The following is a 24,808-nucleotide window of genomic DNA, read 5'->3' on the forward strand; positions in this document are numbered from 1 at the left end:
GAAAAACATGAAAAAATATATAAAACAAATTGTTGCGTTGGCATTAATCGTGTCTTTTGCATCTTGTTCACCAGACGACGAGAAAGTAGATATGCTTTCAGCTGGAGGAAGTGCAGTTGCTCCAACTAGCATAAGCCGCTTAGACACAAACGTTCCTCTTACAGTTAAAATAAAACTAAAAGAAGGCGTAACGGTTACTAAAGTTGAAATCTACAGAAATATAGCTGCAAATTCAACTGCAGCAATTGTACTTGGAGATAAAGTTTCGGATGCGACTATAGTAACAGTTGACAACACGAATACAACTGCAACGTATAGTTCATCTACTTTAGGGAGCTTTGATATATTTCCTGTAACAGGCACTGATGGTAAAGTAACACTTACAGGAAAAACCGGAACTTTTCCGTTAGCTATCAAATCAACTTTTTCTGACGGTACAGTAACTACTACACCATATGTACAAACTGTTGCTAAAGGAATTGTTTGGAAAGATGCTGATGGAGTAACTACTTCTACTAGTGGAGTTTCAAGCTTCAAACTTAACGACCCTACACCAGTTGAAATTAGATACGCAGTTGTTAAAAAACCGGCTACTACCATTGCAAGTGTTACTGGTGAATGGTCTAAAGATGATGTAACTTACGCTGCTCTTCCTGGAACATTTTCAACAACTAAACAAACTATTGATATTGCTGCTATTCCATATTCTACATATGGAAGTTTAGCTGCTGGAGATGTGATTTATTACAAATTTACAGTAACATCCTCAACAGGACAAAAAGACGCCATTAAAACTAAAGTTACAATTGCTGATCAAGTATTTGGAGGATCAAGTACCGGTAGCCTTTCTCAAGATTCATCAATGAATCAATTCAGTTTTGCAACTGCTAAAACTTACGCTAGCGATAGTACAGAAGGAGAGATTGTATTCAACCCTGAATTTGGTTTTGCAAAAGCTGGAGAAACAAGAATTGAATTTGTTGAAAACTCTGGTTTAAGCTATGATGATGCTAATTTATTTGATGCAGAAACTGCTTTTAATGCTGGAACACCTGTAACTACATTGACTGAGGAATTATTTATTGATTCTGTAGTATTGTATAAAGTTACTAGAAATGTTAATTTAGGAACTAAAGACGAACCAGACTTTCAAGATGTAACTTATTACGGATTATTGAAAGTAACTGATTTATCTCTTAGCTCTTCAGCATTAATTCAAGGATTTAAATTTGTTTACAAAGAAGGAGAATTAGTACAATAATTATTTGTCACTAAATAATTTAAAAACCACCAGCACTGCTGGTGGTTTTTTTTATACAAACCTTTTACTTAACTTTGCCCCATGGAAAGAGAACATCAAATTTTTGGAATCAGAGCAATAATTGAAGCCATACAAGCAGGCGCAACAGTAGATAAAGTCTATATTCAGAAGGAAGCAAGCAGCGAACTAATGAAAGACTTAATGAAAGTGATGAAAAGAGGAAATATTAATTTTTCTTATGTTCCTGTTGAAAAACTAAACCGACTGACTCCCAATAATCATCAAGGTGCAGTTGCTACCGTATCTCCTATTTCATTTTATGATTTAGAAACCTTGATAGATACTGTTATTGAAAACGGCAAAAAACCATTATTTTTAATTCTTGATCAAATATCGGATGCAAGGAATTTTGGAGCTATAATCAGAACGGCAGAATGCACAGGAGTTAATGGCATAATTGTTCAAAAAGCTGGTTCGGCCCCAGTAAATGGAGACACAGTGAAAACTTCGGCGGGTGCGGTATTTAATATTCCGATTTGTAAAGTAGAACACATAAAAGATGCTATTTTTCTTTTGCAGGCCAGCGGTATAAAAACTGTGGCAGCCACCGAAAAAACAGAACAAAATATATACGATATTTCTTTGAATGAACCTGTAGCAATTATTATGGGATCTGAAGACCGAGGAGTTAATCCATCTGTTCTCAAAATTGTAGATGAAAAAGCAAAACTTCCTATGTTTGGATCAATAGGATCATTGAATGTATCTGTGGCTTGTGGAGCCTTTTTATACGAAGCCGTGAGACAGAGAGGGTAAGACTGCAGATTTTAGATTAAAAACAAAAATGAATCAAGACTCCGTTTTTGATTCATTTTTGTTGTTTATATCCTCTTGATTTTCGATAAAATCATAAACAACATTAGCATTCGACTGAAAAAAAGGATCAATTTCTATTTGACACTCTTCAATAATTTCAGATTTGGGTAGATTGACGAAATTTCCATTCTCGTCAAAACGCTGCATGAATTTGTCTTCTGACGGGTCAAAATCCGGGCGTTCCCAATCGTATTTAATTACTTTTTTGAATTCTGGCTTTTTGTATAAAAAAGTAAGTATAAAACCTGCTATTAGCCCAGACAAATGACCTTCCCAAGAAATAGTTTCATCAATTTTTGGAAAAACATACCAAACCATTCCGCCATAAAGCACAACTACCGTAAGTGACAAGGCTACCAATCGATAATATTGGGTTTGAACTCCTTTAAAAAAAATAAAACAAACCAATACATAGATTAAACTACTCGCTCCAATATGATAATTTTCTCTTCCGATGAGCCATGTTATAGCCCCAGATAATAAAATTCCGTAAACCAATATCCCTATTGCTTCTTTTCTGTAAAAGAAAAACAACGCTGCTAAAAGGACTATTAATGGTATAGAATTATTATAGAGGTGTTCAATATTCGAATGAATAAATGGGCTGAAAACTACACCTTGTAATCCAGAAAAAGTTCTCGGTAAAATCCCGTTATCATCAAAATCAAATCCAAAACGGATTTCTAACCAATAGACAAACCATAGGAAGAGCACAAAAAAAAGCGGGACTCCCACTACTGCGTTGGTGAATTTAAAATGATTTTCTTCCATTTTCAGAATACTGGATTATTGGACTAAATAGATTCTTAATGTAAATCAAAAATGTATCCAAAAGCAATTTAATGCTATTTTGTCATATAAAATAATTCTGTTATGAAAACGATTGCCCTAGCCCTGATGGAAACGCCATCCTTTTGTGTCTCGTTTTTTCTACGAGACACAAAAGATATAGTGAACAGCAGGAATAGCTCCCGAAAAATATACTTGTAAAAACTGAAAATTGTTTAATTTTACCACATGGAAGCACCACTCGCAGAACGCATACGCCCACAAAAATTAGAAGATTACATCAGTCAATCGCATTTGGTTGGGCCTAATGGCTCGTTGACGCAACAAATATCAAAAGGAATTATTCCGTCCCTAATATTTTGGGGACCACCCGGAACTGGAAAAACGACTTTGGCGCAAATTATTGCCCAAGAGTCCAAACGCCCATTTTATATCTTAAGCGCCATTAACTCGGGGGTGAAAGACATTCGAGATGTAATTGAAAAAGCGAGACAAAGCGGCGGTTTATTTACAGCCAAAAATCCAATTTTATTTATTGATGAGATTCATCGCTTTAGTAAATCACAACAGGATTCTTTATTGGCTGCGGTTGAAAAGGGATGGATTACACTTATAGGTGCTACGACCGAAAATCCGAGTTTTGAAGTTATTCCCGCTTTATTGTCTCGTTGTCAGGTATATATTTTGAATGCTTTTACTAAATCGGATTTAGAACATTTATTGCAAAGGGCAATAAAAACGGATACTTATTTGGCTACAAAAAAGATCGAGCTACAAGAAACAGAGGCTCTCTTGCGTCTTTCTGGCGGCGATGGGCGCAAACTATTAAATATTTTTGAACTGGTCGTAAACGCTTCAGCTGAAGACGAAATTTTAATCACCAATGATCGCGTTTTTGAATTGGTGCAACAAAATACGGTTTTGTATGACAAAAGTGGCGAACAGCATTATGACATTGTTTCGGCTTTTATAAAATCGATTCGCGGAAGTGATCCGAACGGCGCTGTCTATTGGTTAGCACGAATGATTGAAGGCGGAGAGGACGTGAAATTTATTGCCCGAAGAATGTTGATTTTATCCAGTGAAGATATTGGAAATGCTAATCCAACTGCTTTTATTATGGCTAATAATGCTTTTCAGGCGGTATCAACCATTGGTTATCCTGAAAGCCGAATTATTCTGAGTCAATGTGCAATTTACCTTGCCACTTCGCCTAAAAGCAATGCTTCTTATTTGGCGATTGGAACTGCACAACAATTAGTAAAACAGACAGGTGATTTACCTGTACCTATCCATTTGCGTAATGCCCCTACCAAATTAATGAAAGAGTTAGGGTATGGTGAGGATTATAAATATTCACACGACTATGCCAATAATTTTGCTGAACAAGAATTCTTACCCGAAGCTTTAAGCAATACCCCCATATATATTCCGGGCAATAATTCCAGAGAAAACACGACACGTGAATTCTTAAAAAACAGATGGAAGGGTAAATACGGGTATTAAGATTGTAGAATTTTGATTTAAATTACGGAATGTTATTGTTTTTGGTTAGAACTTAACCACTACTTTCTCGGACATCAGTTTTTCACTTTGGTAATATTCAAAAAACCATTGATCTTCCTTAGCTATTAAAACTCCTTGAATATTATCTTTGAAGGCAATAAAACAATTAGGAATCGATGTTTTAAATATTTTAAAAACAACTTTTGGTGTACTGTCTATTAATTGAAAACCCAATGCTGTAGGTTGTGCATACAGCAAATTTGACTCTTTATTTTCTACAGGATTTACCGCTATTACAGTTCCCAATGTCTGAACTGAAGCTGTTATTGGTACTACTTTATCCGGTGTTAAACTAGAGGCAATCCCTCCATTGTATTTATAATGCAAAGCATAAACAGACGCAAAAGCCATATTCAAAGCTTCACTATAGGCTACTTCATACTCTTTCTCTTTGCTTTTCCCTACCTCAGATTTAAAAACGACTTTACCATTACAATCTTTAAGGATTACATACAATTTTGTTATCAAAAATCCGCTTTCCTTCAAAACATCCACTGACAAAAGACTACATCTATTATTTAATTCATTTGGAATATCTTCGTTGTTATAATAAGCAACGAAACCAGCTTTTTGCAGATTGAATTTGGTCAAGGTATTGAGTCGATACTGATTTTCACTTTTGAGAAAATCAAATTTAAGTGGAACAATAACTGCAGCATAATCATTAACCGATTGAGAAAAACCGTAGCTTGAAACAAGCAACAATAGGAATAAAAATTTTGTCTTCATATTTATAAATATTTTTTTAATTCTAATAAATGAGTTACTTGCTTGATGTTTTTCTCTATTTTAATTCTTTTATCATTAAAAAAAATAGCGTCTAGTCCTGCATCTAACGCTCCTTGGACATCGGCTTCTAGACAATCTCCAATCATGATACTACTTTCTTTATTGGCTTTAGCTTGATTAAGAGCATACTCAAAAATAACAGGGTTAGGCTTCTTAACACCCGCCATCTCCGAATTGGTTATCGTTTTGAAAAAACCGGCAATGTTCGAATTCTGTATTTTTTTGTATTGCACATCGGCAAAACCGTTGGTAATAATATGCAATTTATACTTTTTTTCCAGATATTCCAGAACTTCAATTGTACCATCAAACAAACGATTATTTTCGGGCAATAACTGAATATAATCATGCGCTATAATTTCTATTTGAGCATCCGAAACAAAATATTCCAACGCATCAAAAGTATGTTTGAGACGATTATACCTTAATTCAGCATGTGTAATTTTATCATATTGGTATAATTTCCAACAGGCCTGATTGATTGGAGCATACTTTTCTATGAAATCGGCAATTTCGATTGTTGGATGATCTTTCTTCAAAATTGTTTCAAAAGCCAATTCCGAATTAACATCAAAATCCCAAAGTGTATGGTCTAAGTCGAAGAATATGTCGGTTATTTTAGTAGAAAACATGTAATTTCATTATTTAAAAATTCGTTTATCGAAAGGAAAATTCACCTGTTCCGTAATTTTAATCTTAGTAAAATCAGCATGATAGGGATTAATCAAAAAATTAAAATCTCCTTTAACTACCGCTGATGGCACTTTCAAAACACACGCTTCATTTCTTCTGATAAAATCATCGCCCAAAAAAGGTGTCTCAAAGGTACAAGGAAAAACATTCCAATCGATAGATAATTTATTGAGGTCTAAAACTTCTAGGGAAATATTATCCGGAATATCAATTGAAAGCATCACAAAATCATTGGGCAATGTTGCCAATGAAAGATGAACTAAAACTTCGGCCATTGCCAAAGCCCTATTTTGGGCACAATAAATAATTTCGGTCCCTTTTGAATTCCAACGTGCACCAGAAATTGACGCTCCTTTTCCAGATAACTCAACAGGGTATTTTTTGCGTGCTAATCGAAAAACTTCCATTAAACGAAAATTCCTTGGTCTATTTTATTCAATTCATTGACCACCATTTCTTTGCCATAAGAATCCCTAAGTAATTCTATAGGCTGTAAATTTCCAAGCGCAAACGAAGGGGTTTTCAACCACATATAAAATTGTACTTCGGAATCAAAAACGGTATTTCCCAAAGAAGTCACCTCGGCCAATTCCAATATTTTCTCGGACTGCAGAGGTTTAAAAATAAAATCTTCTTTGATTTTATTTCGTTGAAGCGATTTTGTGGAAATCCCTAAAAAAGAAGCCCAATCCTCTTCATTAAAAGGAGTTATTTCTTTTATTAAATTAAAAAACTCATACGGAATTCCTTCGCGAATGGCATGAACGATTAGCATCCTATTTTTCAAAAACTCATCATAGGTGATATTCTTATTCAAAAGCTTATATCCTCTCTCGTGCTCTACTCTATTGACCAAAACTCTAACCGCCTTATCAATAGGGCCTCTTGGCTTTAATTTAATCGCTTCCATATAAATACATTTGTCTGTAAATATAAGACAAATGTCTTTTATTCGCAAGTTTTTTAAAATATTCCTTCATCAGCAAAACTGTAGTAACCATTTTCTGTGATAATTACATGATCCAAAACAGGAATATCTAATTGTTGCCCTGCCGTTTTAATCTTTTTTGTTATTTGAATATCGGCCTCACTGGCTTGCAATTTTCCGGAAGGATGATTGTGCGTGAGAATTATTGCCGTTGCGTTTTGCTCAAAGGCCAATTTAAAAACAATTCGAACATCTACCATTGTTCCCGTCATTCCGCCTTTGCTTAATTGTGCTTTGAAAAGTATCTTATTGGAATTATTCAAAAACAAAACCCAAAATTCTTCATGGGGCAGCTCACCTATTATGGGCTGCATCACTTCAAAAACTGCTTTACTGGATGCTATTTTTGTTAACTCAACTGCATCTTCACTTCGTCTTCTCCTCCCCAACTCCATTGCAGCAATTATCGAAATCGCTTTGGCTTCGCCAATTCCTTTAAAATTCATTAATTGTGCAATAGATAGCTTCCCCAAAGCATTCAAATTATGATCTACACTTGCCAAAATTCGTTTACTCAAACCTACCGCCGATTCGTTTCGGCTTCCAGAACCAATCAATATCGCAATCAATTCGGCATCACTCAAAACACTTTTGCCTTTGAGCATCAACTTTTCACGAGGCTTATCGTCTTCAGACCAATTGGTAATGGGACAAAATGAAGTTTCAGACATAGGTTATCTTCTTAAATTTCTTTTTTCATGCAAACACTTTTGTCTAAGCCAATATAAGGCCCGTAATTATCGACAATTGCATATCCAACTTTCTGATACAAATTAATCGCTTCCTGTTGTTTATGTAACGTTTCTAAAACTGAAACCGAATAGTTCAATTGCTTCGCCCAAAGTTCCAATTCTTGCAACACTCTTTGAGCCAAACCTAATCCGCGAGCTTCTGGAGAAACAAACATCCGCTTTATTTCAATCGTATTTTTATCATATTTCTTGAAGCAACCACAAGCAACAGGTTTTTCATCCAAATAAATTACTACTACATTCCTGTTCAATTCTATAATATTGTTTCCCCAATAATTGGTTTTCAATTCTGGGTAACGTTCCCACAAATACTCATCAAATGTCTTTATCAATGATAAAAAATCAGAATTCTCACTGGTTGTTTGTACAACTTTTACTATCGAGTCCATAAATATTTAATCTTAGTTTTGCTAATGTATTAAAAAAAGAGAAAAATCATACAATAAAATTAATTTCTTATTTAATATTGGATTAACTATGCAAAAAAAAATGTGCCAATTACAAAATTGCAATTGGCACATTGTACAATATAAACAACCATTTTTATTCAATCAAACTTTTCACCTCATCAAAGTTCAATCCACCATAATTTCCAGAACTCATCAATAATAAAGCTGAATTCTCAAGATTTAGGTTAAACAAATAATCTTTAAAATCTTTTGGATTAGTGTAAATAATCAAATCTTCTCTATTAAAAGCTTTGGCTATTTGCTCATAAGTCACTTCTTCTAATTGCTTAATTTTAACAGCATCTGGCGAATAGAAAACAACAGCAACATCAGCATATTCCAATGCTCCTTCATACTCTTTCAAGAACTCGGCATTCAAACTGCTGTAAGTATGTAATTCCAAACAAGCCACAATCGTACGGTTTGGATATTGCTCTTTTACCGCTTTCGTTGTTGCAGCCACTTTACTTGGTGAATGGGCAAAATCTTTATAGGCTACTTTTGTTTTGCTTTCGGCGATTTTTTCCAATCGTTTAGATGCCCCTTTGAAACTGGCGATTGCTTCATAAAAATCGGCTTCATCGACTCCCATATTTTGACAAATCCATTTGGCTCCTGCTAAATTATTCAAGTTATGAGCTCCAAACACTTCAATAGGCATAGGTCCTTCCGGAGTTTCCAATAAAGTTATACCATCGCTTACTGTATAATTTGGAGTGTGATAGGCTAATTTACGTATCGGATTAGTAGCTTTTTCGGCAACACGTTTTACTTCGGAATCGTCTTCATTATAAACCAAAATCCCACCGTTTGTAATTCTATCGATAAAAACTTCAAACTGCTCCACATAAAAATCATAGGTTGGAAAAACATTGATATGATCCCAGGCAATTCCAGAAATCAAGGCAATATTTGGTTGATATAAATGAAATTTAGGTCTTCTGTCAATTGGCGAAGATAAATACTCATCTCCTTCCAAAACCATAAAATCATTTTCTTCCGTTAAATGCACCATCGTGTCAAACCCTTCCAATTGAGCTCCCACCATATAATCCACTTCGATATTATGGTAATGCATCACGTGCAAAATCATCGACGTTATGGTCGTTTTCCCGTGTGAACCACCAATAACTACGCGCGTTTTATTTTTGGATTGCTCGTATAAAAATTCTGGGTATGAATAAATCTTAAGTCCTAATTCCTGTGCTTTCAAGAGTTCCGGATTATCAGCTTTGGCGTGCATCCCAAGGATTACGGCTTCAATATCGGCTGTGATTTTCTCTGGAAACCATCCCAACTCAGCAGGCAGAATTCCTTTTTTTTCCAATCTTGATTTTGAAGGTTCAAAAATGGCATCGTCACTTCCCGTAACTTGATATCCTTTGTTATGTAATGCCAATGCTAAGTTGTGCATTGCGCTTCCGCCAATGGCAATGAAATGTGTTCTCATTTATGTCTATTCGTTTATTCGTTACTAGGTTTAATCGAGGACAATGTTATCGAATAACCGTTATTTTTTATTTTTATACTCTTCCCAAACCTTATTGGCTTTATCGGGTTGTTTCATTTTATTTTTATACAAATCCGCCAATTTTTGATAGCAAACCTTGGAACCTCCTATCAAAATAGCTCTTTTATATTGCTGTTCGGCACTAGAATATCTATTAAAGTATTCCTCAATATGACCACGGGACAAATACCCGTCAACTGGCGACAATTCCCTTAATTCTCCCGAATATTTAATGGCTTTTGCTTCACTTCCGCCAACAATTCCGGGCAATTCCAAATTCAATTCAATCAATGCCCAACGTGCTTCGATGTGTTTTGGGTCTAAGGCTATTGCTTTTTCAAAGGAAGATCTCACTTCACCAATCATCCCTAGTGCCTTAAATTTACTGACTCCCAGAGATTTCATACCTAAAGCGCCCCCATATTTATAGTAATAATTAGCTTCGTTGGGTTTTAATGTTTTCAGTTTTTTATAATAGGAAATCGCTTTGTCCCAAGACTTATTATACCCTGCAATATCTCCCAAATACTCAATGGTTTTAAGATTTGATGGATTGTTTTTTAAGTAAATCTCCAAAATAGGCTGCGCTTGATCGAATTTTCCATCAATGAACAATTTTTCTCCTTTTTCAAAAGATTGAGAAAACAATAATATTGGAAATAACAAAAAGACGCTTGCCAGTAGTTTCATCCACCAAAAATAAAGAATTTTTAAAAGAATAGAAGGCTTTTAACTTAAAAAATAAAGAGTAAAATCGAATCAATATTACAGCTAAGAACTTTACACAACTTAGATTTTAATCATAAAAAAAGCGCAAAAGTTCCCAACTCTTGCGCTTTTTAATACTTACTTTTCCTAATGGACTTTTAATTCGCAGGCTCCAACTGTGTGCTTACTGCAATTCTATTCCAAGCATTTATGGTTACGACAGCCATTATAATCTGTGCGATGGTATTTTTATCAAAAAACTGTTCCGCTTTTGTATACGTTTCAGCAGATAAACCGTGGTTATGAATCAAAGTAATCTCCTCGGTAATGGCCAAAATCACTTTTTCTTCCTCAGTAAATAACGCGGTTTCACGCCAGGCATTCAGCAAAAAAATACGTTGGGGGGTTTCACCATATTTTAACGCATCTTTGGTGTGCATATCAAGACAGAATGCGCATCCATTAATTTGGGAAGTTCTTATTTTTATTAATTCTTTATTTATTTTTGACAATTGGCTTGTTGCCAAATAACTTTCCAAAGCATACATCGCTTTATAAGCCTGAGGTTCTACTTCGTTGATATTTATTCTCTTTTCCATTTTATTTGTTTGTTTTAAATTAACAGTACAAATTTCAGGAATAGATAACTGAAAAAACTTAAACTGGTTTAAGAACGCTTTTTATTTCTGATTTCGCTTAAATATTCTGGTGTAAAACCTAAAAAAGAAGCAATTAAATACTGTGGAATCCTTTGCACAAATTCAGGATGTCCGTTGCACAGATGATCGTAGAATTCTTCTTTGGAAAAATCATACAAGTATTTTATTCGCATTTGTGTTGCCGCGTATGCCCGTTGGTATATGAATCGAAAATAACGCTCCATTTTAGGGAATTCGGTCAGTAATTTTTCTTGTGCCTCACGGTCAATGACCAAAATCTCCGAATTCTCTACCGCCTGAATATAAAACTCTGTTGCCAATCCCCGCTCGTAGGCAAAATTATCAGTCATCCACCAGGTTTCGATTGCGAATTCCGTAGTTTGCTCCATTCCTTTTGCATTGATAAAAAATTTTCGCAGACAACCGTTTAGTACAAAATAATGAGATTTGCAAATCTGCCCTTCAACAAGTAAGTTCTCTTTCTTTTTGATCTTTTTAACCTGAAAAAAAGCTAAAATATTCGAAAGTTCCTTGTCATCTATTTCGATAAATTTTCCTAAATGATTTTTAAATATTTCAGACATGCTTTTGCTACAAGGATTAAAATGGATTCTTTATTTTCTCGCCAAATATACTAATCATTCAATCCTTTTCCGCCCAGAATTTGTGGTATACTTTTTTCAACTCTTGACTCTCGGGTTTTGGATTGTTTGGGTGCAGAAAAATGAAGCATATAGGCTCTTTGGCGTCCTGGAGTCAAAGCTTCGAATGCCGTTTTCAAAGTGGGTAATTCGTCCAATTTCTTTTGAAATTCTTCGGCCATAATAAATTCTTCCGTTTTTTTAAATTTTACTTCCAAACTGGCTTTTTCTACTTCAATGGCTTCATAAATATAAGTTTTTAAAATGGTTTGCATCTCCACTATTTCTTTTACATTGGTAAAGCGAATCTGTCTCGCTGCCTGCACATTCTTTGATTGCTGAATTAGAATACCATCTGCATTACTTAACAAAGCTCCTTTGAAAAACAAAAAAGCACAGTACTCTTTAAAATCGTGTATTAAAACAATGTTCTTTCCCTGAAAAGTGTAGCAAGGAGTGCCCCATTTCAACTCTTCGGTTAGTTGACAATCCAAAGCAATCTTTCTTAATTGCTCCAATGCTGGCTGCCATTTATTGGATTTACTAAAATAAAAATCAACTTTAGGATTCATAAATTTTATTTATTACTTAATAAAAATTATTTTATATCAAAAGTAAAACGAGTCTGCATTTATTTTTACAAATAACTCAACCACCATTTTTCCTTGTTCATTTGTTTATACTTGTCGAACTTTTTACATAATGGATAAAGCAGAAGAACAATTCCAATCCAAACAGCATAAACTACCAAAAGACTAAAACCATAGCCTTTCATATTGGGTTCAAATCCTATCCAAGTTGAGAAAATAAATTTTTGCCAGCCAAAACCAGAGAGTTCAGCAAAAATCATTGCGAGTATATGAATTAAATAGAGATGCAGAATATAATAAAAAAAAGGAACTCTCCCGAAAGTGGAGAAGAAATTAACAATCTTTCCTTTGAGCTTTTCAGTGTTGGCCAAAAATAAAAATACCCCACCCAAAGTCATCAATACATACAAAAGCGATGGTGGATATTTACTTGGATTTAAAAAAGAAATCAGATCTTGGGATAACGTATCATAGTGCTTAAACGGCTTCGGGTCTCCATACAGATTGGTCAATCGTAGAAGAACGAAAACTACAATAGCGATCCCTCCAATAGAGTTGAACATTTTTTTTCGTTTATTACTGTCAAAAGATTTATCATAAAAAGCACCGAAATAATATCCTAAAGCCATTACAGCAATCCATGGAACAAGTGGATATCCTATCAACAATTGAGTATGCTCTGAAAGCGGATAAAAAGCTTGTTCATGAATAAGGGACCACCATTCATTCCCAGAAAAATGAACGTTGTCAAACAGGTTGTGAAAGAAAATAAGCAACAAGCTAAAAATCAAAATATAGATTCTCGGTAAATAAATTAAAGCAGCCAAAACTATCATACTAATACCTAAAGACCATATCACCAGCAAACCAAAAGTCCTGAAGTGAATATCAAAAAACCATGCAAAGCCAACAACTGTCAACTCTATAAAAACCAACCAAAGTCCCCGTTTGAATAAAAAACCCGATAATTCATTCTTTGTTTTCCTTTTGCCAACCATAAATGCAGACATTCCTGCCAAAAAACTAAACGCAGGTGCACAGAAATGAGTTATCCATCGTGTAAAAAAGATGGGCAAATTACTTTGAATTGGGTCCGTTGGGTCAAAAAAGAAAGCCGAATAATGGAAATAATCCCTAACATGGTCGAGTGCCATTATGACCATCACCAAACCTTTTAGTAAGTCAATGGATTCTATTCTGGTATTGTTAAGTGATGCCATAGATTAGTTTAACAGTTAGAATTAATAAATAAAAAAACACATTTCACTACGAGACATAACATGCTTTTTACCAGAAACTTAATCCTAAATTAATCCTTATTTTCGGATTTTCCAAAACCTCTCAAATTCTTGTTTTAGCTACCTGCGTTGTAAACGCTACAATTTGTCTTTTAACTTAAGCAAGTACTCGTCACAGACGACTACGAGGGAACGTGTACAAACGAGCGTCAGTGGAATATTACTAGATCATTTTTGTTAAAAACCGCTAACTTCGTTCCAGTTAATTATACTTGAAACAGGGCCACTACACCCTATTATACCCCCTACACGTACCTAAAAACACCCCTTATACTCCCTTAAAGCAAGAGTATTACTCCCTAAAAATACCATTTATACCCCCATAAACAAGGAGTATCGCTGCCTAAAAAGACCAACAACACTACCATAAACTAGGAGCAATACATCTTATAAATCATACCCCTGCTACCACAAAACACCCCTATTATACCCAAAGTTAATAGTCTTGCTTACAAAATTATAACTCCTAAAAGTTTGTGCAAAACGATACAGGGATAAACTGAATCGGCCGTTTTTCATATATAAATAACCCTAAGAACATATTGGGATAACATAATGATCTTACTTTCGTAAAAACTAAAAATGAAAAGGAAAAGAAAAATTCCACTAGTCGTTATAAGTGATGTCCATTTAGGAACTTACGGCTGCCACGCCAAAGAATTACTACAGTATTTAAAATCAATAAACCCACAGACATTAGTTCTTAATGGCGATATTATTGATATGTGGAGTTTTACCAAAAGCTACTTCCCTGCTGCCCATATGAATGTTCTGAGACAAATAATAAAAATGTCCAATCTTGGGACACGAGTTATTTACATTACCGGAAATCACGATGAGGCGTTACGAAAATATTCTGATTTTGTTTTAGGCAATTTCGAATTGGTTGACAAACTTACATTGGATTTAGATGGCAAAAAAGCATGGATTTTTCATGGCGACGTCTTCGATTCTTCCACTCAGGGCTATGCCAAAATACTTGCCAAACTGGGCGGAAAAGGATATGATTTATTGATACTTATCAATAGCTTGATTAATTGGTTTTTGACTGTTTTGGGCAAAGAAAAAAGAAGCTACTCTAAAATGATCAAAGACAGTGTCAAGAAAGCGGTTTCCTTCATATCCAATTTTGAAACTACCGCAGCCGATGTCGCTATCCAAAAAAAATACAGTTACGTAGTTTGCGGACACATTCACAAACCCCAAATGAAGGAAGTAGAAAATGAACACGGTAAAGTAATGTACCTAAACAGTGGCGATTGGATTGAAAACTTGACTGCATTGGAATACAAAAAACAAAAATGGAGCCTTTACCAGTATAAAAAAGAGCATTACAAGGATGCCGACAGCAATGAGGAAAAAGTGGTTAATGACATTGTCAATAAGATTCTTTCTTAAAATCATTATTCAAAAAAAGTTCTTTAAAATCAAAATATACAGAAATGAAAATATTTTACGCCATACAGGCAACAGGCAATGGACACATAAGCAGAGCGGTGCAATTGTATCCGTATCTTCAAAAATTTGGTGAGGTTGATTTTTTCTTAAGCGGCAACAATGCCAGTCTGGACATCAATTTGCCTATAAAATTCAAAAGTGAGGGTTGTAGTTTGCATTACAGTAAATGCGGCGGTTTGGATTATTGGGACATTGCCAAAAACATTAAACCGAGACAAATCTATAAAGATGCCGATGCTTTGCCCCTGAAAAATTACGATGTGGTCATCAATGACTTTGACTCGATTACTTCCTTGGCCTGCAAACTTCAAAAAGTACATTCGATACAATTTGGACATCAAGCCAGTTTTATATCGTCCAAAACTCCAAGACCCGAAAAGAAAAGTATTATGGGAGAAATGATTCTAAAACATTATGCTCCCTCTCCAAAAAACATTGGATTGCATTTTGACAAATACGATGATTTTATTTACCCTCCCATCATCAAAGATGAAATCATAAATGCAGAACCCAAAAACGCAGGACATATCACTGTTTATTTGCCTTCATTCCAAAAGGATTGCTTGGAAAATGCATTCAACAAACTTCCGAATTTAAAATTTCACTGGTTTTTGAATGACATAAAAACCAAACACACAATTAAGAATGTTACCTATTTTCCTGTCAATCAACAGTACTTTAATAAAAGTCTAATCAATTGCGAAGGAATCATTACCGGAGGAGGATTTGAGACGCCAGCCGAGGCTTTATATCTTGGTAAAAAAATACTCTCTATTCCTATCCGAAAACATTATGAACAAGAATGCAATGCGGCTGCTCTTAAAAAACTAGGTATCCCAGTGCTTTACGATGTTGACGATAATTTTGATCTAATAATCGAAAACTGGTTGGATTCCCCGATCAAATATCCAACGATGAAAGCCAATAATATTAAAGAAACCTTAGAGGTTTTATTTGACACTTATTATGATTAATCTATATTATAAAAGGAAACCCCGTCTGTTTTTTAATAACAAGACGGGGTTTTAATTTTCAATAGCAACGGTATTCTACTCTTTTTTATTAAGGTTGTGCATCCCTCACAATTGTCATTTCTTCAATAATGTTATGCGCACCTGCATATTTGTCAATAATCCAAAGTACAAAACGAATATCAAGATTGATCGTACGTTGCAGTTTTTTATCAAAAATAACATCGCCTGCCATGGCCTCGATATTTCCATCAAAAGCCACACCGATTAATTCTCCCTTTCCATTCAATACTGGAGATCCTGAATTCCCTCCTGTTATATCATTATCAGTCAAGAAATTCACAGGCATATATCCTGCTTTATCTGCATATTCACCAAAATCTTTTGCTTTGTTTAATTCCAATAAACGAGCTGGCAAATCAAATTCAGAATCTCCTACTTTATACTTATTGACCATACCGGTCATTGTTGTATAATTGTTTATTTTGGCATCATTTCGTTTGTCTGTAGGTAAAGAACGAACTTTACCATACGTTAAACGCAAAGTCGAATTGGCATCTGGATACTGAATAGTATTCAATTTTGATTCTCTTAAACCTTCCACCAATTTGCGGTAAGCAATAGCAAAATCATCATCTGCTTTTAATTGCTCAGGAGACTTGGCTCTCATTTTTGTCATCAAATCATTTGAAATCACATACAATTGATCTGCTTCAATTAGTTCCGGTTTTGGGTCTTTCATAAAAGCTTCAACCGATTCTTTGTTAGCAAAAATACTTCCAGCAATTGCTTTATCAACATCGGCTGCAAAATTACCTTTATTAGTTTCTTTCATTTTGGCCACAACTGGAGCCAAACCATATTCTGATGCTTTAGCAGCATACAAATTAAGTTGAGCCGTCAAAACTTCTTTTTCCAAAGGAGCGTAAAAGTCTCCATAATAGTTTCCGATTAAACTATTTATCTTAGGAATCATTTCGGTTCTTTTAGCTTCATTTTCTTTGTAATATGCAATCAATGCATTCCCTAATACAGACGGTCCAGCTCCATAAGAAGTCGTTCTCATCAATTGGGTAAGATAATTGTCATGACGTGATTTCAAATTTGTTTTTGCATAATAATCATTTATTGTAGCAATAACATTTCCGTATTTTTCTTTGTTCTCAGGTTTATTGGCCCAAGCATTGAATTTAGCTTCTTCATTTGATTTTGCAGTAGCTGTTTTTGCTTTAGTCAATGCATCAATCATTCCTTGGCGGTTTTTCCAATAATTGGCAGTCGAAGCATATTTAGACGCGTATTTTAAGTTTACGGTCGCATCTTGTTTCATGAACTTCTTCATGTTGTCCATTCCAGTTTTTGCACCTTCAACCCATGCAGGATAAGCATACTTTACATTTTGTGCAATTCCTCCCGATGGCATCCAACGGTTTGTCCTTCCTGGATAACCCAAAATCATAGCAAAATCATTTTCTTTTACTCCAGTAATATTTATTGGCAAATGGTGTTTCGGCTGTAATGGCAGGTTATCTTTGGAATATTCTGCCGGATTTCCGTCTTTATCTGCATATACTCTAAACATAGAGAAATCGGCAGTATGACGAGGCCACTCCCAGTTATCCGTATCTCCACCAAATTTCCCAAGACTTTCTGTAGGTGTTCCTACCAAACGAACGTCTTTATAATCTTGGTAAACAAAATAGTAATACTCGTTTCCTTGAAAAAATGGACGAACAGATACCGTGTATTTTCCACCTTCATTATTTTCTTTTTCGATTAGAGCAATTTCTTGTTGAATCACTTTATTGCGCTCTGTCTCGGTCATTTTATCATTTACTTTTGATAAAATTCTTTTAGAAACGTCATCCATACGAACAAAGAAACGTACATATAATGATTTTGGTTTTAACTCCTCACTTCGATTTTTTGCCCAAAATCCATTCTTTAAATAATTTTGTTCTTCTGTAGAAAGTTCAGCGATGGCATTGTATCCACAGTGGTGATTGGTCAGTACCAAACCTTCTTTTGAAACGATCTCGGCCGTACAACCTCCGTTGAATTGAACTACAGCATCTTTCAAACTATGATGATTGATACTGTAAATTTCTTCGGCTGTCAATTGCAAGCCCATTTTTTCCATATCTCTATGGTTTAATCTCTCGATAAACATCAAAAACCACATTCCCTCATCAGCTCTTACTGGAAAAGCCATTAGGCACATGGTCAAGAATAATACAACTTTTTTCATTTGGGTATATTTTATTTTAGCGCCACGAATATAATCATTTTGACAATTCTACTAAATTTTTACCAACATAAACACAATCAAACACTTCTAAATTAACCAAAATTTAAGAAATGTTTAAAAAAACAAAAAAGGTGTTCTATTGCTAGAACACCTTTTTTAGTATAAAAATACTGATTTTAATCATTCAACATTTTCCATAATTTATCTTTCAATTCAGTCAAACCTTGTTGGGCAACTGATGAGATAAACATATAAGGAATGTCTTTGAAAGCAACGTCTAATTCGGTTTTTAATTCCGCTTTCAGTTCATCATCCAGCATATCGCATTTTGAAATCACTAATAAACGCTCTTTATCTAGCATTTCCGGATTGTATTTGGTCAATTCATTAACCAGAATATCATACTCTGCTTTAATATCTGGAGTATCTACAGGAACTAAGAATAATAAAGTCGAATTACGCTCAATATGACGCAAGAAATAATGACCTAGTCCTTTTCCTTCTGCAGCGCCTTCGATAATTCCCGGAATATCGGCAATTACAAAAGATTGAAAATCTCGATACGCTACAATTCCAAGATTTGGTTTTAGAGTTGTAAAAGGATAATCGGCAATTTTTGGTTTTGCAGAAGTCAACACTGATAATAGCGTTGATTTTCCGGCATTAGGAAAACCTACCAAACCTACATCGGCCAATACTTTAAGTTCCAAAATCACATCCATTTCCACACCTGGCAAACCTGGCTGTGAATATCGCGGCGTTTGATTCGTTGAACTTCTAAAGTGCCAGTTTCCTAATCCTCCTTTACCTCCGCGGGAAAGAATTTGTTTCTCTCCGTCTTCGGTAATTTCAAAAAGGGTTTCGCCTGTTTCTTTGTCTTTTACAACAGTTCCCAACGGAACTTCGATGTATTTATCCTCACCATCAGCACCAGTGCTGCGGTCTCCTCCTCCATCTCCTCCGTGTCCTGCTTTAATATGACGTGCAAATTTTAAGTGAAACAAAGTCCAAAGTCCTTTGTTACCCACTAAATAAACGTGTCCGCCTCGTCCACCATCACCACCATCTGGTCCACCTTTTTCAATAAATTTTTCTCTATGCAAATGCGTAGATCCCTTTCCTCCTTTTCCTGAAGAAACATAAATTTTTACGTAATCTACAAAATTCCCTTCTGTCATTTTTCTCAATTTCAGATTTTAGATTTTAGATTTTAGATTGAAAAAAAATCAAACTACCATCGCCATCTGCCATCTATTTTTATTTCTATTTTTGTAATGATTTAACCATTACTTTATCAATCTTCACGCCATCCATATCGATGACCTCTAACTCAAATTTTTGCCAAATTAACTTTTCTCCTTCTTTTGGAATACGAGATAATTCGGTCATTATTAATCCACTTACGGTGGTCACTTCATAATCATTTATTAAATCATCCAGTTCGAAATACGTCAGAAAATCGTGTAACGAATAATGTCCGTCTACCATCCAAGTTCCGTCCTCCCTTTCGATTAACTGGAAATCGTCCTTATAAAAATCCGAAGCATTGCCAACCAGCGCTTCAAGAATATCATTCAACGTAATTACCCCCTGAAAAACCCCATATTCATCTGAAACCAATGCATAATGAATTCCTGTTTCCTTGAACTGTTCCAGTGCTTTGTAAGCTGTGGTTTGCTCCATCATAAAAGGAGCTTCGGTCATAATTTCAGCCAAATTAAAACTATCGTTTTCAAAATGGGCGAAAATATTTTTCAAATTTACAACTCCCACAATATCATCGTGATTTTCGCCATAAACAGGATAAATCGAATGCAATTCTTTTAGCATAAATTCCTTTACCTTATTTTTATCAGCGTGTAAAGGCAAGAGCATAACCGATTTTCTGTGCGTCATCAACGAATTGATTTTTCGGTCTCCAATATGAAAAACGCGCTCCACGATATCTTGTTCTATTTCCTGAACCTCACCAACTTCAGTACCTTCTTTGATGATGGCTTTTATTTCTTCCTCAGTTACTTTTCCGTCGGCTGTAGGTTTTATTTGCAGTACATCCAATAAAAATTCGGTCGAAGTGGTTAGCAACCATATAAAAGGTGCGGTAATTATAGAAACAATTTTCATAGGCCACGCTACTGCCTTGGCAATTCCTTCTGGATGGTTCAATCCAATTCGTTTAGGTAATAACTCTCCCAACACCAAAGAAAAGAACGTCAATATTACAACAACAATTCCAACCGCAATTGAACGTGCAAACGGAATTAACACATGAAATCCTTTTACAAATACCTCCACATCTGTGGTTATTTTATCCCCACTGTAAATACCGGTAAGTATTCCAATCAATGTTATTCCTATTTGTACTGTTGACAAAAACTTATTTGGGGAATTGGCTAAATCCAAAGCTATTTGAGCACTTTTGTTACCCTTTTTTGCCGCGGTTTCCAACCTGTTTTTTCGGGCCGAAATCAATGCGATTTCAGACATAGAAAAAAATCCATTTAAGAGTATCAGAAAAAATATTATTACTATTTCCAATGTTTAGATAATTCGTTTATATTTTTGATTCTTAGAATCCTGTTGTTGTGTAATCTTATTTTAATAGCCCAGATGGAAGTGAAAAGCCCACAGTCCCGTTGTTTAATTTTTATGAGTGACACAAAAGCGACTGAAAGAAGCTTATGGGGCGCTTTAGAAAAATAAACAACGGGACGCGGACTTGAAACGTACAGCTGGAAATTGCTTCTACAAATTATCGATAACTGCAGTTAATCTTTCTGTAATTTCTTGAATAGACCCTATTCCATTTACAGCGTGAAACTTATCTTGTGCTTTATAATATCCCACTAAAGGAGCGGTTTTTTCGTTGTATTCCTGGTAACGATTTCTGATTTTATCTTCGTCCTGATCGTCAACTCTTCCGCTTATTTTTCCTCTTTCCAATAATCTGGCCACTAAAATCTCATCATCGGCTTCGAGTGCAATCGTAGCCGTAACTTTTGAACCAATTGTTTGCAAAAAAGCGTCCAATGCTTCAGCTTGAGAAATTGTTCTTGGATAGCCATCAAACAAAATCCCATTGGTATTTGGGTGTTTGTTTACCTCATCAATAAGCATTTTGGTAGTCAATTCGTCTGGAACCAAATCCCCGGCATCCATGTACACTCTTGCTTCTTTACCTAGTGGAGTGTCGTTTTTCAAGTTGTAACGAAAAACATCTCCAGTTGAAATGTGTGTTAATTTGTATTTTTCTTTTAAAAATTCTGCCTGAGTTCCTTTTCCTGCTCCTGGCTTTCCAAATAAAACTATATTGATCATTCCTTTTTTATATATGATTTTTACTATTTTGTTATTCCTTTAATTGATATACCTCTGGTAAGTTTCTGCCCAGACCATCGTAATCTAAACCAAAACCAACAATGAATTTGTTAGGAATGCGAATACCCACATAGTCAATTTTTAGGTCTTTTTTGAAAGCATCGGGTTTGAAGAACAGCGTTGCAATCTTAAAATGCTTTACATTTTGGCTTTTAAATAAATTTTTCAATTCCTCCAAAGTGTTTCCTGTATCGATAATATCTTCTAAAATAATTACAGTCCGTCCCGTCAAATCTTGGTTCAAACCTATTAATTGCTTAACCGATTCCGTAGAGGAAGTTCCTTCATAGGAAGCTAATTTGATAAAAGACACTTCGCAAGGTTTTTTGTATAATTTTAAAAAATCGGAAACGACCATAAAAGAACCATTCAGTACTCCAATAAAAATTGGTGTTTCATCAAAAAAATCGTCTTCTATTTGTGCTACCATTTTTTCAATAGCAAAGTTTATCTCTTTGGCTGAAATAAACGGAACAAATTGTTTATCGTGTAGTTGTATCACAGTTTTATATTTTAAAATATTTGGCAAAGATAGGGATTTCACTTTTGACAATTGTCAATTGATTTGTACTTTTAAATCAAAAACATAGATGATGGTCACCGAATTCCAAAAAAAATTAGATAATGTAACTGGACATCGGGCCAACAGGCAAAAATATGCCAATGAAGTTCTGGATAACCGGGAACTTTTTCCTGAGCTGGTTCAGTTGTGTTTTCAGACTTCAAACAAAAATGCATCCAAAGCCTTTTGGATCCTGGAATTTGTTTGTTACCAAAAATTGGAATGGATAGAAGAACATTTGAATTTCTTTTGTTCTCAAATTAAAAGTCTGAAAGATGAAAGCGCCATACGACCAGCTGCAAAAATCTGCCAGCTTTTGATTCTTTCGCATTTTAAGAAAAAAGAGATTCAGCTTTCTGAAAAACATTTGGAAGAAATAACAGAAAATAGTTTTGATTGGATGATAAACGACACCAAAGTAGCGGCCAAAGCCTATTCGATGCGTACCTTATATATACTGGGACAACATTATGACTGGATACATCCCGAATTGAAAATTATAATTACTAAAGACTTTCCAAACCATAGTGCAGCTTATAAGGCCGTCGCCAAAGAAGTTTTGAAGAAAATAAAATAGCATTTTCCTATTCGATTAGGAAAAAGTATCTTTGCACACACTAGGCAATATGCCCAACAGACAAAGTTAAAGACAATCACAATGAATTATTTTTCATCCTCTTTTAAATTAGGTATACTTGGTGGCGGACAATTAGGCAAAATGCTTTTGTTTGACACGAGAAAATTTGACATACAAACTTATGTTCTTGATCCTAGCGATGAAGCTCCCTGCAAAATAGCGTGTAATCAATTCTTTCAAGGAGACTTAATGGATTTTGAAACGGTTTACAATTTTGGGAAACAAGTAGATGTTTTGACTTTTGAAATAGAGTTGGTCAATCTTGATGCTCTTGAAAAATTGGAAAACGAAGGCATAAAAGTTTATCCTTCGCCAAAAACACTGAAACTGATACAAAACAAAGGCATTCAAAAAGCTTTTTATATAGAAAATAACATTCCAACAGCTCCTTTTAAACGTTATGCAACTTTAAAAGATTTGGTGATTGATTTAGTGGATTCTAACATTCAACTTCCTTTTGTATGGAAGTGTACCGAATTTGGATACGACGGAAACGGTGTAAAAATTATTAGACAAACTTCTGATTTAGAAAATTTACCGAATGTTGAATGTATTGCAGAAACGATGGTACCTTTCAAAAACGAATTGGCCGTAATTGTTTGCCGCAATCCTCAAGGAGAAATAAGAACCTATCCAGTGGTAGAAATGGAATTTCACCCCGAAGCCAACCAAGTGGAATATGTGATTTGCCCTGCCCGAATTGACGAAAAAGTAGCCGACAAAGCAAGAATAATTGCCTTGAATGTTTCTCAGCAATTCAATCATGTCGGGCTTTTGGCTGTTGAAATGTTCCAAACCGAAGACGATGAAATTCTGGTAAACGAAGTTGCTCCTCGCCCACACAATTCTGGTCATTATTCAATTGAAGCCAGTTATACTTCACAATTTGAAAACCATTTACGTGCGATTCTAGATTTACCTCTTGGAAACACCGACAGTAAAGTAGCCGGAATTATGGTTAACCTTACCGGTGCAGAAGGTTTCTCTGGAGATGTCGTTTACGAAAACATAGAGAAAATATTAGGATGGGATGGTGTTACACCACACATTTACGGCAAGAAACAAACCCGTCCTTTTAGAAAAATGGGACATGTGACGATTGTCAATGAAGACATAAACGAAGCAAGAAAAATTGCCGAGGATGTGAAGAATACAATAAGAGTAATCAGTTAAAAATAATTATAAATATTGAATTATAAATTTTAAATGAAAACCTAAATTATTTTAATCTAAAATTTATAATTCAAAATTCAACATAAAAAACAATGAGCAAAGTAGCCATAATCATGGGAAGCATTTCGGATATGCCGGTAATGCAGGATGCCATAGACATTTTAAAAGGATTTGATATAGCTGTAGAAGTTGATATTGTATCGGCCCACAGAACACCTGAAAAGTTGTTTGATTTCAGTAAAAATGCCCATAGCCGCGGTATTTCGGTGATTATTGCCGGAGCTGGCGGGGCCGCGCATTTACCTGGAATGGTCGCTTCCATGTCTCCATTGCCTGTAATCGGAGTTCCCGTAAAATCAAGTAATTCTATCGATGGCTGGGACAGCGTTTTGTCGATTTTACAAATGCCAGGTGGTGTTCCTGTAGCAACAGTGGCTTTAAACGGAGCAAAAAATGCCGGAATTCTTGCCGCGCAAATCATAGGAAGTTCCGACAAAATTGTTTTGGACAAAATCATCACCTATAAAGAAGGACTAAAAGAAGCGGTTTACAAATCTTCTGAAAACTTGAATAAATAAAAAAAAGCTCCTAAACAAGGAGCTTTTTTGGTATTGTAAAATCTAAACTTGGGGGAATTTAGTTTTATCAATAATGTGTGGTATTTAAGGAACTAAATTTCTTTGTGATTTGGGACAAAAAGAGCTTATAATTTTGACTTAATTAATTCATGTGTAAATTAATTATTCGACAAAAGTACACAAATAATCGACAAAATACACATCTATTGGAAAATTTAACACATTTTTCTTCTT

Annotated in this window: 26 protein-coding genes; 8 read left to right on the forward strand and 18 right to left on the reverse strand. The window is 35.0% G+C overall.

Annotated elements, in window-relative coordinates:
• Positions 1–7: 7 nt before the first annotated feature.
• Both DOS84_RS15630 and rlmB read left to right on the forward strand, forming a co-directional pair.
• A complete protein-coding gene (locus DOS84_RS15630) occupies positions 8–1,261 on the forward strand; it encodes a hypothetical protein (RefSeq protein WP_124020654.1) in 1,254 nt (417 codons plus the stop codon).
• 81 nt (positions 1,262–1,342) lie between these two features.
• Positions 1,343–2,077: a 23S rRNA (guanosine(2251)-2'-O)-methyltransferase RlmB gene (gene rlmB, locus DOS84_RS15635; protein ID WP_111411033.1), complete on the forward strand. Its 735-nt coding sequence runs from the start codon at positions 1,343–1,345 to the stop codon at positions 2,075–2,077.
• 33 nt (positions 2,078–2,110) lie between these two features.
• Here the strand turns inward: rlmB and DOS84_RS15640 are convergent, their stop codons facing one another.
• A complete protein-coding gene (locus tag DOS84_RS15640) occupies positions 2,111–2,908 on the reverse strand; it encodes a rhomboid family intramembrane serine protease (protein WP_111411034.1) in 798 nt (265 codons plus the stop codon).
• A 246-nt stretch (positions 2,909–3,154) separates the two neighbouring features.
• Between DOS84_RS15640 and DOS84_RS15645 the strand changes: the two genes are divergently transcribed.
• The gene (locus DOS84_RS15645) at positions 3,155–4,432 is read left to right on the forward strand and encodes a replication-associated recombination protein A (RefSeq protein WP_111411035.1); all 1,278 of its coding nucleotides are present in this window, start codon (positions 3,155–3,157) and stop codon (positions 4,430–4,432) included.
• A 45-nt stretch (positions 4,433–4,477) separates the two neighbouring features.
• Here DOS84_RS15645 and DOS84_RS15650 read toward each other — a convergent pair whose 3' ends face one another.
• From DOS84_RS15650 to DOS84_RS15705, 12 genes are all read right to left on the reverse strand, one after another.
• Positions 4,478–5,221 (reverse strand): hypothetical protein, encoded by a 744-nt coding sequence (locus tag DOS84_RS15650; protein WP_111411036.1) that lies wholly within the window; start codon positions 5,219–5,221, stop codon positions 4,478–4,480.
• Between the two features lie 2 nt (positions 5,222–5,223).
• Positions 5,224–5,913, reverse strand: a complete 690-nt coding sequence (locus DOS84_RS15655) for a YjjG family noncanonical pyrimidine nucleotidase (RefSeq protein ID WP_111411037.1) — start codon at positions 5,911–5,913, stop codon at positions 5,224–5,226.
• Positions 5,914–5,922: 9 nt separating this feature from the next.
• Positions 5,923–6,381 carry an RES family NAD+ phosphorylase gene (locus DOS84_RS15660; RefSeq protein WP_111411038.1) on the reverse strand — a complete coding sequence of 153 codons (459 nt, stop codon included), beginning with the start codon at positions 6,379–6,381 and terminating at the stop codon, positions 5,923–5,925.
• Positions 6,381–6,884, reverse strand: a complete 504-nt coding sequence (parS, locus tag DOS84_RS15665) for a type II RES/Xre toxin-antitoxin system antitoxin (RefSeq protein ID WP_111411039.1) — start codon at positions 6,882–6,884, stop codon at positions 6,381–6,383. The genes DOS84_RS15660 and parS overlap by 1 nt, the downstream gene beginning before the upstream one ends.
• Before the next feature lie 53 nt (positions 6,885–6,937).
• Positions 6,938–7,633: a RadC family protein gene (radC, locus tag DOS84_RS15670; RefSeq protein WP_111411040.1), complete on the reverse strand. Its 696-nt coding sequence runs from the start codon at positions 7,631–7,633 to the stop codon at positions 6,938–6,940.
• An 11-nt stretch (positions 7,634–7,644) separates the two neighbouring features.
• On the reverse strand, positions 7,645–8,103 hold the full coding sequence (locus DOS84_RS15675; RefSeq protein ID WP_111411041.1) for a GNAT family N-acetyltransferase: 459 nt from the start codon (positions 8,101–8,103) through the stop codon (positions 7,645–7,647).
• Positions 8,104–8,257: 154 nt separating this feature from the next.
• Entirely contained in the window at positions 8,258–9,613 is a 1,356-nt protein-coding gene (locus DOS84_RS15680) for a UDP-N-acetylmuramate--L-alanine ligase (RefSeq protein ID WP_111411042.1), read from the reverse strand.
• Positions 9,614–9,673: 60 nt separating this feature from the next.
• The gene (locus tag DOS84_RS15685; RefSeq protein ID WP_111411043.1) at positions 9,674–10,363 is read right to left on the reverse strand and encodes a tetratricopeptide repeat protein; all 690 of its coding nucleotides are present in this window, start codon (positions 10,361–10,363) and stop codon (positions 9,674–9,676) included.
• A 176-nt stretch (positions 10,364–10,539) separates the two neighbouring features.
• Complete coding sequence (locus tag DOS84_RS15690; protein ID WP_111411044.1) at positions 10,540–10,980, reverse strand: carboxymuconolactone decarboxylase family protein; 441 nt, start codon at positions 10,978–10,980, stop codon at positions 10,540–10,542.
• Positions 10,981–11,048: 68 nt separating this feature from the next.
• Positions 11,049–11,624, reverse strand: coding sequence for a Crp/Fnr family transcriptional regulator (locus DOS84_RS15695; protein WP_111411045.1), 576 nt, complete (start codon positions 11,622–11,624; stop codon positions 11,049–11,051).
• Between the two features lie 50 nt (positions 11,625–11,674).
• A complete protein-coding gene (locus DOS84_RS15700) occupies positions 11,675–12,253 on the reverse strand; it encodes a YdeI/OmpD-associated family protein (protein WP_111411046.1) in 579 nt (192 codons plus the stop codon).
• 65 nt (positions 12,254–12,318) lie between these two features.
• The gene (locus DOS84_RS15705; RefSeq protein WP_111411047.1) at positions 12,319–13,491 is read right to left on the reverse strand and encodes an acetyltransferase domain-containing protein; all 1,173 of its coding nucleotides are present in this window, start codon (positions 13,489–13,491) and stop codon (positions 12,319–12,321) included.
• Positions 13,492–14,151: 660 nt separating this feature from the next.
• Between DOS84_RS15705 and DOS84_RS15710 the strand changes: the two genes are divergently transcribed.
• Entirely contained in the window at positions 14,152–14,967 is an 816-nt protein-coding gene (locus tag DOS84_RS15710; protein WP_111411048.1) for a UDP-2,3-diacylglucosamine diphosphatase, read from the forward strand.
• A 44-nt stretch (positions 14,968–15,011) separates the two neighbouring features.
• Positions 15,012–16,001 (forward strand): glycosyltransferase family protein, encoded by a 990-nt coding sequence (locus DOS84_RS15715; protein ID WP_111411049.1) that lies wholly within the window; start codon positions 15,012–15,014, stop codon positions 15,999–16,001.
• A gap of 88 nt (positions 16,002–16,089) precedes the next feature.
• On the opposite strand, the gene DOS84_RS15720 is transcribed toward DOS84_RS15715, so the two are convergent.
• The 5 genes from DOS84_RS15720 to hpt all read right to left on the reverse strand — a co-directional run bounded on the left by DOS84_RS15720 (position 16,090) and on the right by hpt (position 22,126).
• Positions 16,090–18,246, reverse strand: a complete 2,157-nt coding sequence (locus DOS84_RS15720) for a S46 family peptidase (RefSeq protein WP_111411050.1) — start codon at positions 18,244–18,246, stop codon at positions 16,090–16,092.
• Positions 18,247–18,422: 176 nt separating this feature from the next.
• Entirely contained in the window at positions 18,423–19,424 is a 1,002-nt protein-coding gene (obgE, locus tag DOS84_RS15725) for a GTPase ObgE (protein WP_111411051.1), read from the reverse strand.
• Positions 19,425–19,509: 85 nt separating this feature from the next.
• Complete coding sequence (locus tag DOS84_RS15730) at positions 19,510–20,784, reverse strand: hemolysin family protein (RefSeq protein WP_111411052.1); 1,275 nt, start codon at positions 20,782–20,784, stop codon at positions 19,510–19,512.
• Positions 20,785–20,991: 207 nt separating this feature from the next.
• Positions 20,992–21,564 carry an adenylate kinase gene (locus DOS84_RS15735; protein WP_111411053.1) on the reverse strand — a complete coding sequence of 191 codons (573 nt, stop codon included), beginning with the start codon at positions 21,562–21,564 and terminating at the stop codon, positions 20,992–20,994.
• Between the two features lie 31 nt (positions 21,565–21,595).
• Positions 21,596–22,126 carry a hypoxanthine phosphoribosyltransferase gene (gene hpt / locus DOS84_RS15740; RefSeq protein WP_111411074.1) on the reverse strand — a complete coding sequence of 177 codons (531 nt, stop codon included), beginning with the start codon at positions 22,124–22,126 and terminating at the stop codon, positions 21,596–21,598.
• Positions 22,127–22,217: 91 nt separating this feature from the next.
• On the opposite strand from hpt, the gene DOS84_RS15745 reads away from it, so the two are divergent.
• The 3 genes from DOS84_RS15745 to purE all read left to right on the forward strand — a co-directional run bounded on the left by DOS84_RS15745 (position 22,218) and on the right by purE (position 24,574).
• Positions 22,218–22,763: a hypothetical protein gene (locus tag DOS84_RS15745; RefSeq protein ID WP_111411075.1), complete on the forward strand. Its 546-nt coding sequence runs from the start codon at positions 22,218–22,220 to the stop codon at positions 22,761–22,763.
• An 81-nt stretch (positions 22,764–22,844) separates the two neighbouring features.
• On the forward strand, positions 22,845–23,996 hold the full coding sequence (locus DOS84_RS15750; RefSeq protein WP_111411054.1) for a 5-(carboxyamino)imidazole ribonucleotide synthase: 1,152 nt from the start codon (positions 22,845–22,847) through the stop codon (positions 23,994–23,996).
• Positions 23,997–24,088: 92 nt separating this feature from the next.
• Positions 24,089–24,574, forward strand: a complete 486-nt coding sequence (purE, locus tag DOS84_RS15755; protein ID WP_111411055.1) for a 5-(carboxyamino)imidazole ribonucleotide mutase — start codon at positions 24,089–24,091, stop codon at positions 24,572–24,574.
• Positions 24,575–24,808: the final 234 nt, after the last annotated feature.

The sequence above is a fragment of the Flavobacterium aquariorum genome, assembly GCF_003254745.1.
In the GTDB taxonomy this organism is placed as follows: Bacteria; Bacteroidota; Bacteroidia; order Flavobacteriales; family Flavobacteriaceae; genus Flavobacterium; species Flavobacterium aquariorum.

Bases quoted from the DNA above. Each gene is read 5' to 3' on its own strand.
- DOS84_RS15630 (WP_124020654.1), top strand. From the start codon at position 8: ATGAAAAAATATATAAAACAAATTGTTGCGTTGGCATTAATCGTGTCT.
- rlmB (WP_111411033.1), top strand. From the start codon at position 1,343: ATGGAAAGAGAACATCAAATTTTTGGAATCAGAGCAATAATTGAAGCC.
- DOS84_RS15640 (WP_111411034.1), bottom strand. From the start codon at position 2,908: ATGGAAGAAAATCATTTTAAATTCACCAACGCAGTAGTGGGAGTCCCG.
- DOS84_RS15645 (WP_111411035.1), top strand. From the start codon at position 3,155: ATGGAAGCACCACTCGCAGAACGCATACGCCCACAAAAATTAGAAGAT.
- DOS84_RS15650 (WP_111411036.1), bottom strand. From the start codon at position 5,221: ATGAAGACAAAATTTTTATTCCTATTGTTGCTTGTTTCAAGCTACGGT.
- DOS84_RS15655 (WP_111411037.1), bottom strand. From the start codon at position 5,913: ATGTTTTCTACTAAAATAACCGACATATTCTTCGACTTAGACCATACA.
- DOS84_RS15660 (WP_111411038.1), bottom strand. From the start codon at position 6,381: ATGGAAGTTTTTCGATTAGCACGCAAAAAATACCCTGTTGAGTTATCT.
- parS (WP_111411039.1), bottom strand. From the start codon at position 6,884: ATGGAAGCGATTAAATTAAAGCCAAGAGGCCCTATTGATAAGGCGGTT.
- radC (WP_111411040.1), bottom strand. From the start codon at position 7,633: ATGTCTGAAACTTCATTTTGTCCCATTACCAATTGGTCTGAAGACGAT.
- DOS84_RS15675 (WP_111411041.1), bottom strand. From the start codon at position 8,103: ATGGACTCGATAGTAAAAGTTGTACAAACAACCAGTGAGAATTCTGAT.
- DOS84_RS15680 (WP_111411042.1), bottom strand. From the start codon at position 9,613: ATGAGAACACATTTCATTGCCATTGGCGGAAGCGCAATGCACAACTTA.
- DOS84_RS15685 (WP_111411043.1), bottom strand. From the start codon at position 10,363: ATGAAACTACTGGCAAGCGTCTTTTTGTTATTTCCAATATTATTGTTT.
- DOS84_RS15690 (WP_111411044.1), bottom strand. From the start codon at position 10,980: ATGGAAAAGAGAATAAATATCAACGAAGTAGAACCTCAGGCTTATAAA.
- DOS84_RS15695 (WP_111411045.1), bottom strand. From the start codon at position 11,624: ATGTCTGAAATATTTAAAAATCATTTAGGAAAATTTATCGAAATAGAT.
- DOS84_RS15700 (WP_111411046.1), bottom strand. From the start codon at position 12,253: ATGAATCCTAAAGTTGATTTTTATTTTAGTAAATCCAATAAATGGCAG.
- DOS84_RS15705 (WP_111411047.1), bottom strand. From the start codon at position 13,491: ATGGCATCACTTAACAATACCAGAATAGAATCCATTGACTTACTAAAA.
- DOS84_RS15710 (WP_111411048.1), top strand. From the start codon at position 14,152: ATGAAAAGGAAAAGAAAAATTCCACTAGTCGTTATAAGTGATGTCCAT.
- DOS84_RS15715 (WP_111411049.1), top strand. From the start codon at position 15,012: ATGAAAATATTTTACGCCATACAGGCAACAGGCAATGGACACATAAGC.
- DOS84_RS15720 (WP_111411050.1), bottom strand. From the start codon at position 18,246: ATGAAAAAAGTTGTATTATTCTTGACCATGTGCCTAATGGCTTTTCCA.
- obgE (WP_111411051.1), bottom strand. From the start codon at position 19,424: ATGACAGAAGGGAATTTTGTAGATTACGTAAAAATTTATGTTTCTTCA.
- DOS84_RS15735 (WP_111411053.1), bottom strand. From the start codon at position 21,564: ATGATCAATATAGTTTTATTTGGAAAGCCAGGAGCAGGAAAAGGAACT.
- DOS84_RS15745 (WP_111411075.1), top strand. From the start codon at position 22,218: ATGGTCACCGAATTCCAAAAAAAATTAGATAATGTAACTGGACATCGG.
- DOS84_RS15750 (WP_111411054.1), top strand. From the start codon at position 22,845: ATGAATTATTTTTCATCCTCTTTTAAATTAGGTATACTTGGTGGCGGA.
- purE (WP_111411055.1), top strand. From the start codon at position 24,089: ATGAGCAAAGTAGCCATAATCATGGGAAGCATTTCGGATATGCCGGTA.